This window comes from Ruegeria sp. MALMAid1280, assembly GCF_049195285.1.
Taxonomy (GTDB): Bacteria; Pseudomonadota; Alphaproteobacteria; order Rhodobacterales; family Rhodobacteraceae; genus Ruegeria.
The window spans coordinates 122,370-136,361 of the sequence record NZ_JBMIRT010000041.1 but is presented as its reverse complement, the minus strand read 5'-3'; the positions used below and the strand labels follow the sequence as shown (position 1 = coordinate 136,361).

Genomic DNA, 13,992 nt, shown 5'->3' with positions numbered 1-13,992 from the left:
CCGTCTGGAAAAATCAGCCCCCGTCGCTTACCCATGAGGCCAAGGGACGTCAACAGCCGCGAAAGGCCAGCCCAATGAGCAGTGAGAATTATACACCCGCCGTGAACCCTCTGCCGCCCGTTGTGATGGCCTTGGTGCTGTTCATCATTGGCATTGAGATAGCTTTTACCCTGGGCGCGCGCGGGTTGGTCGGCGGACCCTCGGCGGTGGGATGGCGGCTGGATGCGTTGCAGAGCTATTCCTTCTCGCCCGACATCTTCGACTGGATGGTGGAAAACGGGCGCTGGCCGTTTGAACATGTGATCCGATTCGTGACCTACCCGTTCGTGTCCGGCAGCTTTACGCAGGCCATCTTTGTCTGCGTTTTCCTGCTGGCCATGGGCAAGATGGTGGCCGAGGTCTTTGGCGGGTTTCAGATGCTGGTGGTCTTTGTGCTGTCCGGCGTGGGCGGTGCGCTGGCCAATGCGCTGCTGCTGGACCCGAGCTATCCGCTGGTCGGAGGGTTCCCACCGGTCTACGGCCTGATTGGTGCGTTTACATGGCTGCTGTGGCGCAAACTGTCGCTGGTTGGTGAAAATCAACACCGTGCCTTTGGCCTGATCGCGGCCCTGATGGGCATCCAGCTGGTCTTTGGCCTGCTGTTTGGCGGCACCTCGGATTGGGTGGCCGATCTGGGCGGGTTTGCCACCGGGTTTGGTCTGTCCTTCTTGCTGGCGCCGGGCGGCTGGGCACGGATCGTGCGGCGTATCCGCCGCGACTGATCACGAGCGGCGCAGGGCCTTTCTGAACTCGGACACTTCGAACGCGCCGAACAGGTGGCCGAGGAAGAAATAGGACGCGGCCGCAACCTTGATCAGGAGGATCAGCGCCAGATAGCGCCATCCGGGCAGTTCGAAGGTCCAGCCGAACAGGTGGATGGCGGCATAGAGCACAACGCCCATCCCCAATGACGCCGCCACGATGCGCCACGCCCGGCGTTTGAAACGGTCATCAAACCGCGCCTCTTCGCCCATGCGGCGTGCACCTATCGCCAACAGAGCGACCATTGCCCAACCGGCGGCCGAGGCCGCGATCGCAGGGGCAATCCACCCCACCAGCGGATAAAGGCCAAAGGCCAGCCCTGCGTTCACGAGCATGGCGACCACTGCATAGCGGAAAGGCGACCGCGTATCCTCGCGCGCGAAGAACAGCGGTTGCAACAGCTTCTGCAGCATGAAAGCGGGCAGGCCGATGCCATAGACAGCTACCGCCAGTGCTGTTGCGGCGGTGTCTTCTGCGCTGAACTGGCCACGCTCGAACAGGACCGAGACGATCGGGTTGGGCAGAACCACAAAGGCCACGGTCGAGGGGATGGTCAGCAGAAGGGTGAATTCTCCGGCGCGGGAATAGGCGTTGCGGGCGCCGTCCTTGTCTCCGGCGCGCAGCCGCCGCGACAGATCGGGCAATAGCACGATCCCAACAGCAATACCCACCACGCCCAGAGGCAATTGATACAATCGATCCGCCGCAAACAACCAGCTGACTGCCTTTTCGGTTTTCGAGGCCACCAGCTGCCCTACCACCAGATTGACCTGCGTGACGCCCATGGCGAGTGCTGCGGGAACGGCGATGCGGACCATGCGGCGCATTTCGGGGCTGAGTTTCGGCAGGCCGAGACGGATGCGGATGCCAGCCCGTTCGGTGGCGACCCAGACCAGGGCCAGCTGAGCGATACCCGCCAGCGGGATGACGGCGATCAGCCATCGGATCACCTCGCCACCCATCGCGGCCCCGGCAATCAGGGCGGTGCAGGCAAAGATGTTCAGCAATACGGGTGCAGCGGCGGCAGCGGCAAAGCGTCCGGTGGCGTTCAGAACGCCCGAAAACAACGCCGCCAGCGACATGAACAGGATGTAGGGGAAGACGACGTAGCCATAATCCACCGCCAGATCAAACCGTTCATCCCCGTGGAACCCCTCGGCGGTGACCCAGACCAAAGCGGGCATGAACACCATTGCCAGCCCGACCAGCGCCAGAACGGCCACGGCCAGCAGGTTGAACGCGTCCTGCGCAAAGGCTTCGGCGTTCTCGTCCCCCTCCAGCCGTTTTGAAAACATCGGCACAAAGGCTGCGTTGAACGCGCCTTCGGCAAAGAAACGGCGGAACATGTTGGGCAGGCGGAAGGCGGCGACAAAGGCATCCATCACCGGCCCCGGCCCGATATAGGCGGTCAGCAGGATTTCCCGCAGGAAGCCCAGAATACGGCTGGCCAGAGTCCAGAACCCGACCGTGAACAGGCCTGAAAACAGCCGGATCTGCTTCATGAGGCCGCGCGCTCGGCGCCTTCGGTGATGGCTTTGCGCAGTTTGCCTTCAAGCGTGCGCTGCTTGCTTTCCGAATGGTATTTCAGCCCGAACATGTCCTTGACGTAGAACGTGTCCACCACCTGCTCGCCATAGGTCGCGATCACTGCGTTGGCGATATAGACATTGGCGGCGGCCAGCGTACGCGTCAGATCATACAGCAGGCCGGGCCGGTCGCGGGTGTCGACCTCGATGATCGTGTAAATCTCGGACCCGTCATTGTCGAAGGTGATATGGGTCGGCACGTTGAACGCGCGTTCGCGTTTCTTGATCTTGTCGCGCGATTTCAGCGCGTCGCGGGCGACGACCTCGCCCTTCAGCGTCTTGTGGATCATCTGGGTCAGGCGCGGCAGGCGGCTGGCCTCGAACGGATGGCCCTCGGCATCCTGAATCCAGAACGCGTCGGTCACGTAACCGTCCTTGGTGGTATAACTGCGCGCATCCACCACGTTGGCCCCGACCAGCGCCAGAGCCCCTGCAATCCGCGCGAAAATCCCCGGATGGTCGCCCATCGCGAAACAGGCGCGGGTGGCGTCGCGGTCTTCGTCGGGATGCAGACGAATTTCCATCTCGCCGGGATCACCGCTGTGTTCCAGCGTCCGCAGCATCTCGGCGAATTCCACATGGGTCGACAGGTTCAGACCCTGCCAATAGGGCGGATAATGCCGCCCGGTCTCGGATTTGAGGTCGGCTTTGGACCAATCGGCCAGTTCTGCCCGCAGCGCTTTTTTCGCCTCGGTGCCGCGATTGGCGCGGTTGAGGTCCTCCATCCCGGTTTCCAGCGCGCGCTTGGTTTCTGCATGCAGGGCCCGCAGCAGAGTGGCTTTCCAGTTGTTCCATGTATTTGGGCCGACGCCGCGAATATCACAGACCGTCATTACGGTCAGCAGGTCCAGCCGCTTGACCGTCTTCACCGCCTTGGCGAAATCGCGCACCGTGCGCGGGTCCGAGATGTCGCGTTTCTGCGCCATGTCCGACATCAGCAGGTGATAACGCACCAGCCATTCCACGGTTTCGGAATCCTTTTTGCTCAAACCCAGACGCGGGGCGATTTTGCGCGCCATCTGCGCACCCAGGATCGAGTGATCTTCAGGCCGCCCCTTGGCGATGTCATGGATCAGCAGGGCCACATACAGAACCTTGCGATTGACGCCCTGTTTCAGGATCGACGAGGCCAGAGGCAGCGATTCCACCAACTCTCCGCGTTCGATCTGGTTCAGGTTGACGATGCACTGGATGGTGTGCTCATCGACCGTATAGCTGTGATACATGTTGAACTGCATCATCGCCACGATGTGCTCGAACTCGGGCAAAAAGGCCGACAGAACACCCAGTTCGTTCATCCGGCGCAGGGCGCGTTCAGGGTTGCCGTGTTTCAGCATCAGATCAAGGAAGATGCGCTGCGCCTCCTTGTTTTCGCGCATATCTTCGTCGATCAGATTCAGATTGGCGCTGACCAAACGCATCGCATCCGGGTGGATCAGCATGCCCGTCCGCAGCCCCTCGTCAAACAGGCGCAGCAGGTTCAGCTTGTCGGCCAGAAACGTTTCGGGATCAGCCACGTCCAGACGACCATGCACGACGGCATAGCCCGATTTCACACGGGGGCGGCGGCGAAAGATGCGTTCAAGCAGGGCGGCACCTTTCATGTGCGTCGCTTCCAGCTTGGTCAGGAAGATCCGCGTAAGTTCCCCCACCCGGGTGGCCTCGCGGAAATAGCGCTGCATGAAGACTTCGACGCCACGGCGGCCGGCCCGATCCTCGTAGCCCATGCGGGCTGCGACCTCGACCTGCATGTCAAAGGTCAGCTGTTCCGTGGCGCGCCCGGTGACCAGATGCAGGTGCGACCGCACCGCCCAGAGGAAATCTTCGGCCTTCACAAAGGTCTCGAACTCATCCGGTGTGAACAGGCCCAGCGGCACCAGTTCAGCCACATCCTGAACGCCATAGATGTATTTCGCGATCCAATAGAGCGATTGCAGATCGCGCAGCCCGCCCTTGCCCTCTTTGACATTGGGTTCGACCATATAGCGCTGGCCCTGCTTCAGGTGGCGCTCGTCGCGTTCCTGCAGCTTGGCTTCGATGAATTGCCGTTCGGTGCCCTTGAACAGGTCGGATTTCAGACGGGTGTCCAGTTCTGTTCCAAGGTCCTTTTCCCCGGCCAGATACCGCTGTTCCAGCATGGCGGTACGGATGGTGAAATCCTCGGTGCCCAGCCGCAGGCAATCCTTGATGGTGCGCGAGGAATGACCGACCTTCAGCCGCAGATCCCACAGGATATAGAGCATGGATTCAATCACGCTCTCGGCCCAGGCGGTGATCTTGTAGGGCGTCAGGAACAGCAGGTCGACGTCAGAAGCCGGGGCCATCTCACCCCGCCCATAGCCGCCCACGGCCATCACCGCGATCCTTTCCCCCTGCGTCGGCGTGGCCAGAGGGTGCAGTACTTCGCTGGAGACGTGCATCGCCGTGCAGACCAGCCCGTCGGTCAGGTAGGTATAGGAATGGGTCAGCGGCCGCGCGTCAAAGGGGCGTTTGGCAAAGGCATCGGCAATGGCCTGACGCCCGGCTTTCTGGGCGTCACGCAGAATCCGCACGGTTTCGGTCCGCCGCGCACCATTGTCCGAGGTCTTGTCAAACGCTTCCGACAACTGTGCCATGACGGCGGCGCTGTCGAATATGTCATCGGCCGGGCAGATCAACTCACCCTTCGGGATGAGCGTCAGCACCGATTGATCAGAAACCGGCGCCGGTGAAGCTTTGTGGGGCAGGGTCAATCACTACTACCTGTTTATTCTGGATCGTGGCCACAGCCAGACCGCGTTCGTTGGTGCCGTTCGGACGCAGGCGGAAGATGCCGCCGACGCCCTGGAAACCGGCGTTTTGCGTCAGCGCCGAGGCGGTCAGCGCGTTGGATTTCCCTTGGCTGACCAGTGCGGCGATTGCCGCGATACCGTCATAGGCCAGGCCGCTGATCGGGTGCGGGGCTTCGCCGTAAGTATTGTTGTACCGCTGGCGATAGGCCTGCGCCTTTGAGGGATCAGGCAGTGCGAACCAGCCGCCTTGTACACCCGGCAGATCAAGTGTTTGCGGCGGGATATCCCAGCGTGTCAGGCCGATATACTGCGTATTTGCCGTGGAAACGCCCGCTTCGGGCAGCAACTGGGTGAAAAGCGGCAACGCTCCGGCCGTGGTGGCGGTCAGGAACAGCGAATCTGCGCCCGACGCGTCCGCGGCTGCCTTGACGGACGGGACCGCGTTGATCACACCTTGCTGCGACCGGTCATAGCCAATCGAGCCGACATTGTTCACGCGGCTGTTGGCAAGTGCATTGGCAATGGCGCTCTGGCCCAGTTGACCCGCAGCGTCGTTGCTGTGGACGATGACCATATTGTTCTTGCCCTGCGACCCGGCAAAGCCGACCAGCCGATTGGCCGTGTTGTCGAAAGTCGGTCCAAGCACGAACACATTGCCGCCCGCAATACTTGTGTTGTTCGAAAAGGACAGAACGTTGACGTTGTTGTTCAGCACCGCCAGCCCAGCGGAATTCGCCGCTTGCGCATAGACCGGCCCCAGAATGATCTTGGCTCCGTCGGCGACCGCGCGCTGCGCAACCTCGGCGGCCGTGGTCGAACTGCCTCGGGTGTCATAGACCCGCAGATCGATCTTGACGTTCTGCAGGTCGGCCATTGCCAGACGGGCGGCGTTTTCAAGGCTGCGCGCCAGTGCTGCGTCGCCAGACTGCCCCGATCCGGCGGGCACCAGCAGGGCAACAGGGACAGGTTCGGATGTGTTGATCGACGGCCCGCCGCCAATGCCCGTGGTTTCACATGCGGTCAGAAAGGCGGCGGTTGCCAGTACGGCGGCGGTGCGCGCCAGCTTGCGAACGGGCTTGCAAACGGTAAACATCTGAATGAAAACTCCCTGTCCCGGCGGCTTGGGGTGCCACCATTCTATTGAGCCGCGATAATAAACGTCACGCTGTGAGGGTCCAGCTTTGAATTTCCAAAAAGTCAGATTGGGCGCCGGCCTGTATTTTGTTGCCACTCCGATTGGTACGGCACGCGACATCACGCTCAGGGCGCTGGATGTGCTGGCTTCGGCGGATTTGATTGCTGCCGAAGATACCCGCAGCCTGCGCCGGTTGATGGAGATTCACGGCGTCCCGCTCGAGGGGCGGCGCATTCTGGCCTATCACGACCACAGCGGCGCAGGTGCACGCGGCAAGATTCTGGACGCGCTTGGCGAAGGGAAATCCGTCGCCTATGCGTCCGAGGCCGGAATGCCGCTGATTGCCGATCCCGGCTATGATCTGGGGCGGCAGGCCGCTGAGGCCGGGCATTTGGTGACCTGCGCGCCGGGACCGTCGGCGGCGTTGATGGCGCTGACCTTGGCGGGCTTGCCGACGGATGCGTTCTTTTTTGCCGGATTTCTGCCCAATGCGTCCGGTGCGCGTCGATCGCGGATCGAGGCGCTGCGCGACGTGCCCGGAACGCTGGTATTTTACGAATCGCCGAAACGCGTCGCGGCCTGTCTGTCGGACTTGGCCGAGGTGTTAGGCGAAAACCGTTCAGCTGCGATGTGCCGCGAATTGACCAAAAAGTTCGAAGAGGTCCGGCGCGGATCTTTGGGCGAACTTGCGGCAGGCCTGCAAGGGCAGACGGTCAAAGGTGAGATCGTCCTGTTGGTGGACCGCGGACATTCGGAAACTGTTAACGAATCCGACGTAGAAGAGGCTTTGAGACGGGCCCTGGAGACCCACTCGGTGCGGGACGCGGCGGATTTGGTGTCGGATATGTACAAACTGCCGCGACGTCCGATCTATCAGAAGGCTCTGAAACTGGGAAAGGGATGATATGACCGCGCGATCCGTCCGAAGTTCGGTTTCCTATCACGCCGGACAGGCCGCAGAGCAGCAGGTTGCATCTCACTACGAAAGGCGCGGGTTCTCAATCGCGCATCACCGCTGGCGTGGGGCCGGGGGCGAGATCGATCTGATCGCCCGCAACGCAGATGGCGTCGTTTTCATCGAGGTCAAGAAAAGTACCAGTTTCGACATGGCCGCGGCCCGGATCAGCCGCCGTCAGATGGACCGGATTTACGCCTCTGCCGCTCAGTTTTTGGAAACTGAACCGGGCGGGCAACTGACTAACGCCCGGTTTGATGCGGCATTGGTGGACGCGTCCGGCGCGGTTCAAATCATCGAAAACGCCTTTGGTCAGGCCTGATCCCCATTGAACCCATGGCCCCGCTGGGCCATGTATCGGGCGTGAAACTGAGGGACACGCCATGAAAATCGCCTTTCAGATGGACCCGATCTGGGCCGTGGATATCAATGCAGACAGCTCCTTCCGTCTGGCCGAAGAGGCGCAGGCGCGCGGGCATACGCTGTTTTTCTACGGGCCCGACCAACTGGCGTATCAAGAGGGTCGGATCACCGCACGTGGGCATGACATGACAGTCCAGCGCATTGCGGGCAATCCGGCCGAGCTGGGACCTGAACGCGAGGTTGATCTGGCCGAGTTCGACGTGATCTGGCTGCGTCAGGACCCGCCTTTCGACATGCATTACATTACTTCGACCCACCTGCTGGACCGTCTGAAAGGAAAGGCATTGGTGGTCAACGATCCGTTCTGGGTGCGCAATTACCCCGAGAAACTGCTGGTTCTGGATTTCCCCGACCTGACGCCTCCGACAACGGTTGCGCGTGATTTGCAAACCATCAAGGCGTTCAAGGAAAAACACGGCGACGTCATCCTGAAACCGCTGTACGGCAATGGCGGTGCAGGCGTGTTCCGGCTGGATGCGAATGACCGCAACCTGACCTCTCTGCACGAGCTGTTCACCGGTTTCTCGCGCGAACCGCTGATCGTTCAGAAATTCCTGCCCGATGTCAGCAATGGCGACAAACGCGTGATCCTGGTCGATGGCGAACCAGTGGGCGCGATCAACCGGGTTCCGGCCGCAGGCGAAACCCGCTCGAACATGCATGTGGGCGGGCGCCCCGAAAAGATTGGTCTGTCTGAACGCGATCTTGAGATTTGTGCGGCGATTGGGCCTCTGCTGAAGGAAAAAGGCCAGATCTTCGTCGGGATCGACGTGATCGGCGACTATCTGACCGAGATCAACGTGACCTCTCCGACCGGTATTCAGGAACTTGAGCGGTTCGATGGCGTGAACGTCGCCGAAAAGATCTGGCAGGCGATCGAGGCCAAGCTTTAAGCCGCGACCTTGGCGCTGATCCGAAAGCTCAGCGCCTCGGCCACGTGGGGGCGCCGGACATCCGGCGCGCCCTCAAGATCGGCAATCGTGCGCGCGACCCGCAGAATGCGGTGAAAGGCGCGGGCGGACAGGCCGAACCGCTCGGCGGCTTTCAAAAGCAGCTCCTTGCCTTCGGGGTCCGGGGCCGCGATTTCTTCCAATACTTTGCCTTCGACATCGGCGTTTTGCCGGGTTGACGTGCCCGCGAAACGGTCCGCCTGAATGGCCCTAGCCGCTTCGACGCGCGCCGCAACCGTGGCCGAGCTGTCGCCCGAGGGCGGCAAGTCGAAGTCAGTGAATCCCACCGGAGGGACCTCGATCCGCAGATCGAAGCGATCCATCAGAGGGCCGGATATCCGCCCCAGATAATCTTCTCCGCATACAGGCGCGCGCGAACAGGCGCGGGCCGGGTCAGTAAGGTATCCGCATTTGCACGGGTTGGCCGCCGCCACCAGCATGAACCGGCAGGGATATTTCACATGGGCGTTGGCGCGGGCGACCATGACCTCGCCGGTCTCAATCGGCTGGCGCAGGGTTTCCAACACGGTGCGTGGGAACTCGGGAAATTCATCCATGAACAGAACGCCATTATGAGCGAGTGAGATTTCCCCCGGTTTCGCACCTTTGCCGCCTCCGACAATAGCCGCCATCGAGGCCGTGTGATGTGGTTCGCGAAACGGGCGGCTGCGGCTGATGCCGCCTTCGTCCAGCAATCCGCACAGGGATTGGATCATTGAGGTTTCCAGTGCCTCGATCGGGGTCAGCGGTGGCAGAATTCCCGGCAGGCGCGCGGCCAGCATGGATTTGCCCGACCCCGGCGTGCCGATCATGATCAGGTGGTGCCGCCCCGCGGCGGCGATCTCCAACGCGCGTTTTGCCCGTTCCTGCCCTTTCACATCACGCAGATCGCGGGCGCTGGGCGCCAGGCTCACCTCGCCGGGTTGCGCAGCGGGCAATGGCGACTGGCCCGAGAAATGGCGTACAACGTCCCCCAGTGAACCCGCGCCGATCACCTGCGTCGCATCGACCCACGCGGCCTCGGCGCTGGAGGCGCGGGGGCAGAGCAGCGTACGATCCTCGGCGGCTGCGGTCATGGCGGCCGGCAGGGCACCGACGACGGGCACCAGTGAGCCGTCCAGCGACAGCTCGCCCAAGGAAACCGCCCCTTCGGCGGCATCGGGGGGGATGATCTCAAGCGCTGACAGCAACGCCACCGCGATGGGCAGGTCGAAATGGCTGCCCTCTTTCGGCAGATCGGCGGGTGACAGGTTGATAGTGATCCGTTTCGACGGCAGCGCGATGGCCATCGAACTCAGCGCGCTGCGCACGCGGTCGCGGGCCTCGGACACGGCCTTGTCGGGCAGGCCGACGATGGAAAAAGCGGGCAGGCCCGGCGAGACGGCGCATTGCACCTCGACCGGGCGGGCCTCGACCCCTTGGAAAGCAACGGTATGAGAACGGGCGACCATGAACGACCTTTTTGGTTAACAGATCGTTGCTGCCATGGTCGCGGTTTAAGAATCGTTAACGGCACGCACCATTGCGGTGAATTTCGGCCAGGCCGCCGGGTCTGCGACGGTTTTGTCACGGCAGAACCGATTGCAAAAGCCCCAACGCTGCCCGTTCAGTTCCAGAAAATGAGAGACCGGTTCGCCGGAATAGGGGCAAGTGGCGTTGACCGAGGGGCCATTATCGACGGGACGTGCATCTGAAGACCCGCCAAAGGGCCACGGCTGCGATGGCAGGTCCAGCGCATAGGGAAAGGGACTATAGGTCACGGTCAGTCCCATCGCGCGCCATTGCCGAACCGCAGTGTCCGCCAGCAGCTCCTGACAATAGGCGCGGTTGGCCTCGGAAACCGGCAAACCATACCCGATGATCCGCGCCGCAACCGGCGTGTAGAACACGTCTGCTAGCGAATAGTCGCCAAAAAGAGGTCCGGTTTCGGCACCGGATACAGCGCGGGCATGGGCCCAAAGCGCTTCGATCCGGTTCAAATCAGCCAGTGTCTCGGGGGACGGGTCAAATCCCTGCCAGCAGTGTTTCAGCTGCATCGGGCATTCCCCGCGCAAGGCCGTGAATCCGGCGACCATCTCGGCGCAAAGCCACCGGGCAATGGCGCGGGCAGCGGGATCTGCGGGCCACAACCCGGCCTCGGGGTGGTGTTCGGCCAGGGTTTCGGCCATGGCGAGGCTTTCACCGACGACCGTACCGTCGGGCAGGCGCAGAGCGGGCACAAGGCGGGCCGGCGAAAGGACTTTCATATCCTCAGCCATGGTGCCGGAATAGAGGCCGATCATGTGGTTTCGATAGGGCAGACCGAACCTTTCCAGCATCAGCCAGCCGCGCATGGACCAACTGGAAAACAGGCGGTCTCCGATAAACAAATCATAGGTCATGCCGTAAAGATGGCGCGGTATGATCAATCAGTAAATCAGTGATTTGTGCGGGGTATGATCACGGTAGGTGATTGATCCGCCCCACCGACCAGCGGTTACCATGGTGGGTGATCTTGGTGACCGAGAGGTTGTCGATCCGGTGGCTGAACGTCTTTTGCGCGTCAAGGTCGAGGGCACGCTGGACTTGCGTCAGGATCACACCGAAATGGGCGACGATGATCAGATCACGCCCGGTATGGTCGGCGATGAGGCGGTCAATAATGGTATCAACGCGGCTGCGCACCTCGTTCCAGCTTTCGCCTTTGGGCGGGCGAACATCGCCGGGGTTGTCCCAATAAGCAAAGGCAAGGTCAGGGTCTTCGGCCTCAATGTCTTTAAACCCGCGCAGCTCCCACGTGCCGAAGTGAATCTCGCGCAGGTCGCGGTGATGCGGCAGGCGCTGGCGCGCGCCCTGAATGGCCGAGGCAGTATCTGCGGCACGGGACAGGTCTGATGAGATCACAAGGGCCTCGGCCGGAAGGTGATCGTGCAACCGCGTGATGGCCGCCCGATCGCTGAGGTCGGCGGGAATGTCGGACCAGCCGACCATGGTTTTCGCATGGGTCGGACCGTGGCGCACAAGGTGCAGGCGGGTCACGGCAACTGCCCTTTCAGCACCAGCGGTAGACCTGCGGTGACCTGCACCGCCAGATCGGCCTGCGCCGCCAATGCAATGTTCAGCCGCCCCTGCGCCTCGCGAAACCGGCGCGACAGGGCGTTGTCGGGGACGATGCCGTGGCCGACCTCGTTCGAGACGATGATGATCGGCGCGCGGCAGGATATCAGTGCCTGCAACAGCGCGGGCTGCGCCTGCTGCAGATCGTTTTCGGCCAGCAGATGATTGGTCAGCCACATGGTTGCGCAGTCGATCAGGCAGATATGGTCGGGGGTCAGGTCGGACAGGGCAGGCCCCAGATCAAAGGGGGCCTCAACAGTTGTCCAACCTTCGCCACGCTGGGCGATGTGGCGTTGGACCCTGTCGCGCATTTCGTCATCAAACACTTGTGATGTGGCAAGGTAAACCTGGCGTTTTCCTGACAAAACAACAAGTTGCTCGGCAAAAACCGACTTCCCCGAGGCCGCGCCCCCTAGCACAAAGGTTAAATCCGGATACACTGTAATTACCTTTCATGTGATCCACCCGGTTTTGTTCTGCGTATCGACCCTAGGTTGGCAAGGCAAGTCCGGCCCGCGCCTGTGAAAAGGGGAGATTTCCATGGCACTGGACAATGCGAACGATTTTTCGATGTCCCGGCAAGCGATGAAAGCCGAACTGCTGGACGCGGAGACCGAACTGAAACTGGCCTACGCCTGGCGCGATGAGCGTGATGAAAAGGCTCTGCATCGGTTGATCACCGCCTATATGCGGCTAGCGATTTCGATGGCGGCCAAGTTCAAACGCTATGGCGCGCCGATGAATGATCTGATCCAGGAAGCGGGTCTGGGCCTGATGAAGGCCGCCGACAAGTTCGACCCCGACCGCGGCGTTCGGTTTTCGACCTATGCAGTCTGGTGGATCAAGGCCAGCATTCAAGATTACGTGATGCGCAACTGGTCGATGGTGCGGACCGGGTCGACCTCGTCCCAGAAATCCCTGTTTTTCAACATGCGCCGGGTGCAGGCGCGCCTTGAACGCGAAGCCGCGACCGAAGGGATGGATCTGGACCGCCACCAGTTGCACCAGATGATCGCCGCCGAGATCGGCGTGCCCCTGCGCGATGTTGAGATGATGGAAGGGCGATTGTCCGGCTCCGATTTCTCGCTGAACGCAGTGCAGTCGGCCGATGAGGATGGACGCGAGTGGATCGACGCGCTGGAAGATGAGCGTGTTCAGGCCGCCGAGATGGTCGAGAATAACCATGACACCAAACAGCTGCGCGAGTGGCTGGTGATGGCCATGCAGGCGCTGAATGATCGCGAAAGGTTCATTGTGCGCGAACGCAAGCTGCGTGAACCGGCGCGGACGCTGGAAAGCCTGGGGCAAGAGCTTGGCCTGTCCAAGGAACGCGTGCGTCAGCTTGAGGCGGCGGCCTTCGTGAAAATGCGCAAGAACCTTGAAGCGCAATCGCGCGAGGTGCAACACTTCATCGCATGAGACAGCTTGCGATTCTGCTTTGTGCACTTGTGGTTATGGCCCGCCCTGGCCATGCCGACGATCTGATCCCCGATGATGTCCTGGCCGCGATGATGTCGGTGGACGTGATCATTCTGGGCGAGGTTCATGACAACCCTCAGCACCATGTCATTCAGGCCGAGGCGTTGAGCGCCGTAAAGCCCTCGGCAGTTGTCTGGGAAATGGTGACTGAAGAAGGCGCGCAGCGTCTTGCGGACAAGGCGGTGTCGGACCCCGAAGACCTTGCACGCATTCTGGAATGGATCGAATCCGGTTGGCCGCCGCTCAGCATGTATTATCCGGTGTTTCAGGCCTCGGACGCGCCGGTCTATGGCGCAATGGTGCCGCGTGCGGCCGCCCGTGCGGCGATGGAACGGGGCGCGGCGACTGCCCTCGGCGCGGATGCGGCGCGTTATGGCCTGACCGTTCCGTTGCCGTCTGACGAACAGGCCGAGCGCGAGGCAGATCAACTGGCCGCCCATTGCAATGCGATCCCGGAAAGTGCCTTGCCACAGCTGGTCGCCATCCAACGGCTGCGCGACGCGGTGCTGACCCGTGCCATCCTGCGCGCTACCGATGAAACCGGTGGACCGGTTGCGGTGATCACCGGCAATGGACATGCGCGCAAGGATCGGGGCATTCCGACCTTTCTGTCCCGTATGCGCCCGGGGTTGAAACTGTTCGTGTTGGGTCAGTCCGAGGACGGCTTGGTTGCCGGGGATTTTGATGCTGTGATCGACAGCCCGGGCGTTGAGCGTGAAGACCCCTGTCTGGCCTTTGAAACACAGAATTAACCGCTGGAACTGTCCGGTCCGCTTGCCTAATGTCGGGGCCGACC

Annotated in this window: 13 protein-coding genes; 6 read left to right on the top strand and 7 right to left on the bottom strand. The window is 61.7% G+C overall.

The genetic code is table 11. The features are described 5' to 3' along the window. Positions 1–74: 74 nt before the first annotated feature. The gene (locus ACOQFT_RS06805; protein WP_421597195.1) at positions 75–761 is read left to right on the top strand and encodes a rhomboid family intramembrane serine protease; all 687 of its coding nucleotides are present in this window, start codon (positions 75–77) and stop codon (positions 759–761) included. On the opposite strand, the gene murJ is transcribed toward ACOQFT_RS06805, so the two are convergent. From murJ to ACOQFT_RS06790, 3 genes are read right to left on the bottom strand one after another with little or no spacing between them, the layout of a single operon-like run. Next, positions 762–2,303, bottom strand: coding sequence for a murein biosynthesis integral membrane protein MurJ (murJ, locus tag ACOQFT_RS06800; protein ID WP_421597194.1), 1,542 nt, complete (start codon positions 2,301–2,303; stop codon positions 762–764). Next, positions 2,300–5,119 (bottom strand): [protein-PII] uridylyltransferase, encoded by a 2,820-nt coding sequence (locus ACOQFT_RS06795; protein ID WP_421597193.1) that lies wholly within the window; start codon positions 5,117–5,119, stop codon positions 2,300–2,302. The genes murJ and ACOQFT_RS06795 overlap by 4 nt, the downstream gene beginning before the upstream one ends. Next, positions 5,079–6,251: a penicillin-binding protein activator gene (locus ACOQFT_RS06790; protein WP_421597192.1), complete on the bottom strand. Its 1,173-nt coding sequence runs from the start codon at positions 6,249–6,251 to the stop codon at positions 5,079–5,081. The genes ACOQFT_RS06795 and ACOQFT_RS06790 overlap by 41 nt, the downstream gene beginning before the upstream one ends. An 88-nt stretch (positions 6,252–6,339) precedes the next feature. On the opposite strand from ACOQFT_RS06790, the gene rsmI reads away from it, so the two are divergent. The 3 genes from rsmI (at position 6,340) to gshB (ending at position 8,564) form a co-directional block, all read left to right on the top strand. After that, positions 6,340–7,197, top strand: coding sequence for a 16S rRNA (cytidine(1402)-2'-O)-methyltransferase (gene rsmI, locus ACOQFT_RS06785; RefSeq protein ID WP_421597191.1), 858 nt, complete (start codon positions 6,340–6,342; stop codon positions 7,195–7,197). Position 7,198: 1 nt separating this feature from the next. Then, positions 7,199–7,570, top strand: a complete 372-nt coding sequence (locus ACOQFT_RS06780; protein ID WP_421597190.1) for a YraN family protein — start codon at positions 7,199–7,201, stop codon at positions 7,568–7,570. Between the two features lie 61 nt (positions 7,571–7,631). Further along, complete coding sequence (gshB, locus tag ACOQFT_RS06775; RefSeq protein ID WP_421597189.1) at positions 7,632–8,564, top strand: glutathione synthase; 933 nt, start codon at positions 7,632–7,634, stop codon at positions 8,562–8,564. Here gshB and ACOQFT_RS06770 read toward each other — a convergent pair. The 4 genes from ACOQFT_RS06770 to cobU are packed head-to-tail and all read right to left on the bottom strand — an operon-like array spanning position 8,561 to position 12,157. Beyond that, positions 8,561–10,072: a YifB family Mg chelatase-like AAA ATPase gene (locus ACOQFT_RS06770; RefSeq protein ID WP_421597188.1), complete on the bottom strand. Its 1,512-nt coding sequence runs from the start codon at positions 10,070–10,072 to the stop codon at positions 8,561–8,563. The two genes, gshB and ACOQFT_RS06770, sit on opposite strands and share 4 nt — an antisense overlap. Before the next feature lie 45 nt (positions 10,073–10,117). After that, a complete protein-coding gene (locus tag ACOQFT_RS06765) occupies positions 10,118–11,002 on the bottom strand; it encodes a glutathione S-transferase N-terminal domain-containing protein (RefSeq protein ID WP_421597355.1) in 885 nt (294 codons plus the stop codon). A gap of 58 nt (positions 11,003–11,060) precedes the next feature. Next, positions 11,061–11,639: a histidine phosphatase family protein gene (locus tag ACOQFT_RS06760; protein ID WP_421597187.1), complete on the bottom strand. Its 579-nt coding sequence runs from the start codon at positions 11,637–11,639 to the stop codon at positions 11,061–11,063. Beyond that, on the bottom strand, positions 11,636–12,157 hold the full coding sequence (gene cobU, locus ACOQFT_RS06755; RefSeq protein WP_421597186.1) for a bifunctional adenosylcobinamide kinase/adenosylcobinamide-phosphate guanylyltransferase: 522 nt from the start codon (positions 12,155–12,157) through the stop codon (positions 11,636–11,638). The genes ACOQFT_RS06760 and cobU overlap by 4 nt, the downstream gene beginning before the upstream one ends. A 100-nt stretch (positions 12,158–12,257) precedes the next feature. Here cobU and ACOQFT_RS06750 point away from each other — a divergent pair, with 100 nt between their 5' ends. Together ACOQFT_RS06750 and ACOQFT_RS06745 are read left to right on the top strand one after the other, a co-directional pair. Then, positions 12,258–13,136, top strand: coding sequence for an RNA polymerase factor sigma-32 (locus ACOQFT_RS06750; protein ID WP_421597185.1), 879 nt, complete (start codon positions 12,258–12,260; stop codon positions 13,134–13,136). Beyond that, a complete protein-coding gene (locus tag ACOQFT_RS06745; protein WP_421597184.1) occupies positions 13,133–13,948 on the top strand; it encodes a ChaN family lipoprotein in 816 nt (271 codons plus the stop codon). Before ACOQFT_RS06750 ends, ACOQFT_RS06745 begins: the two co-directional genes overlap by 4 nt. The last annotated feature ends 44 nt before the right edge of the window (positions 13,949–13,992 follow it).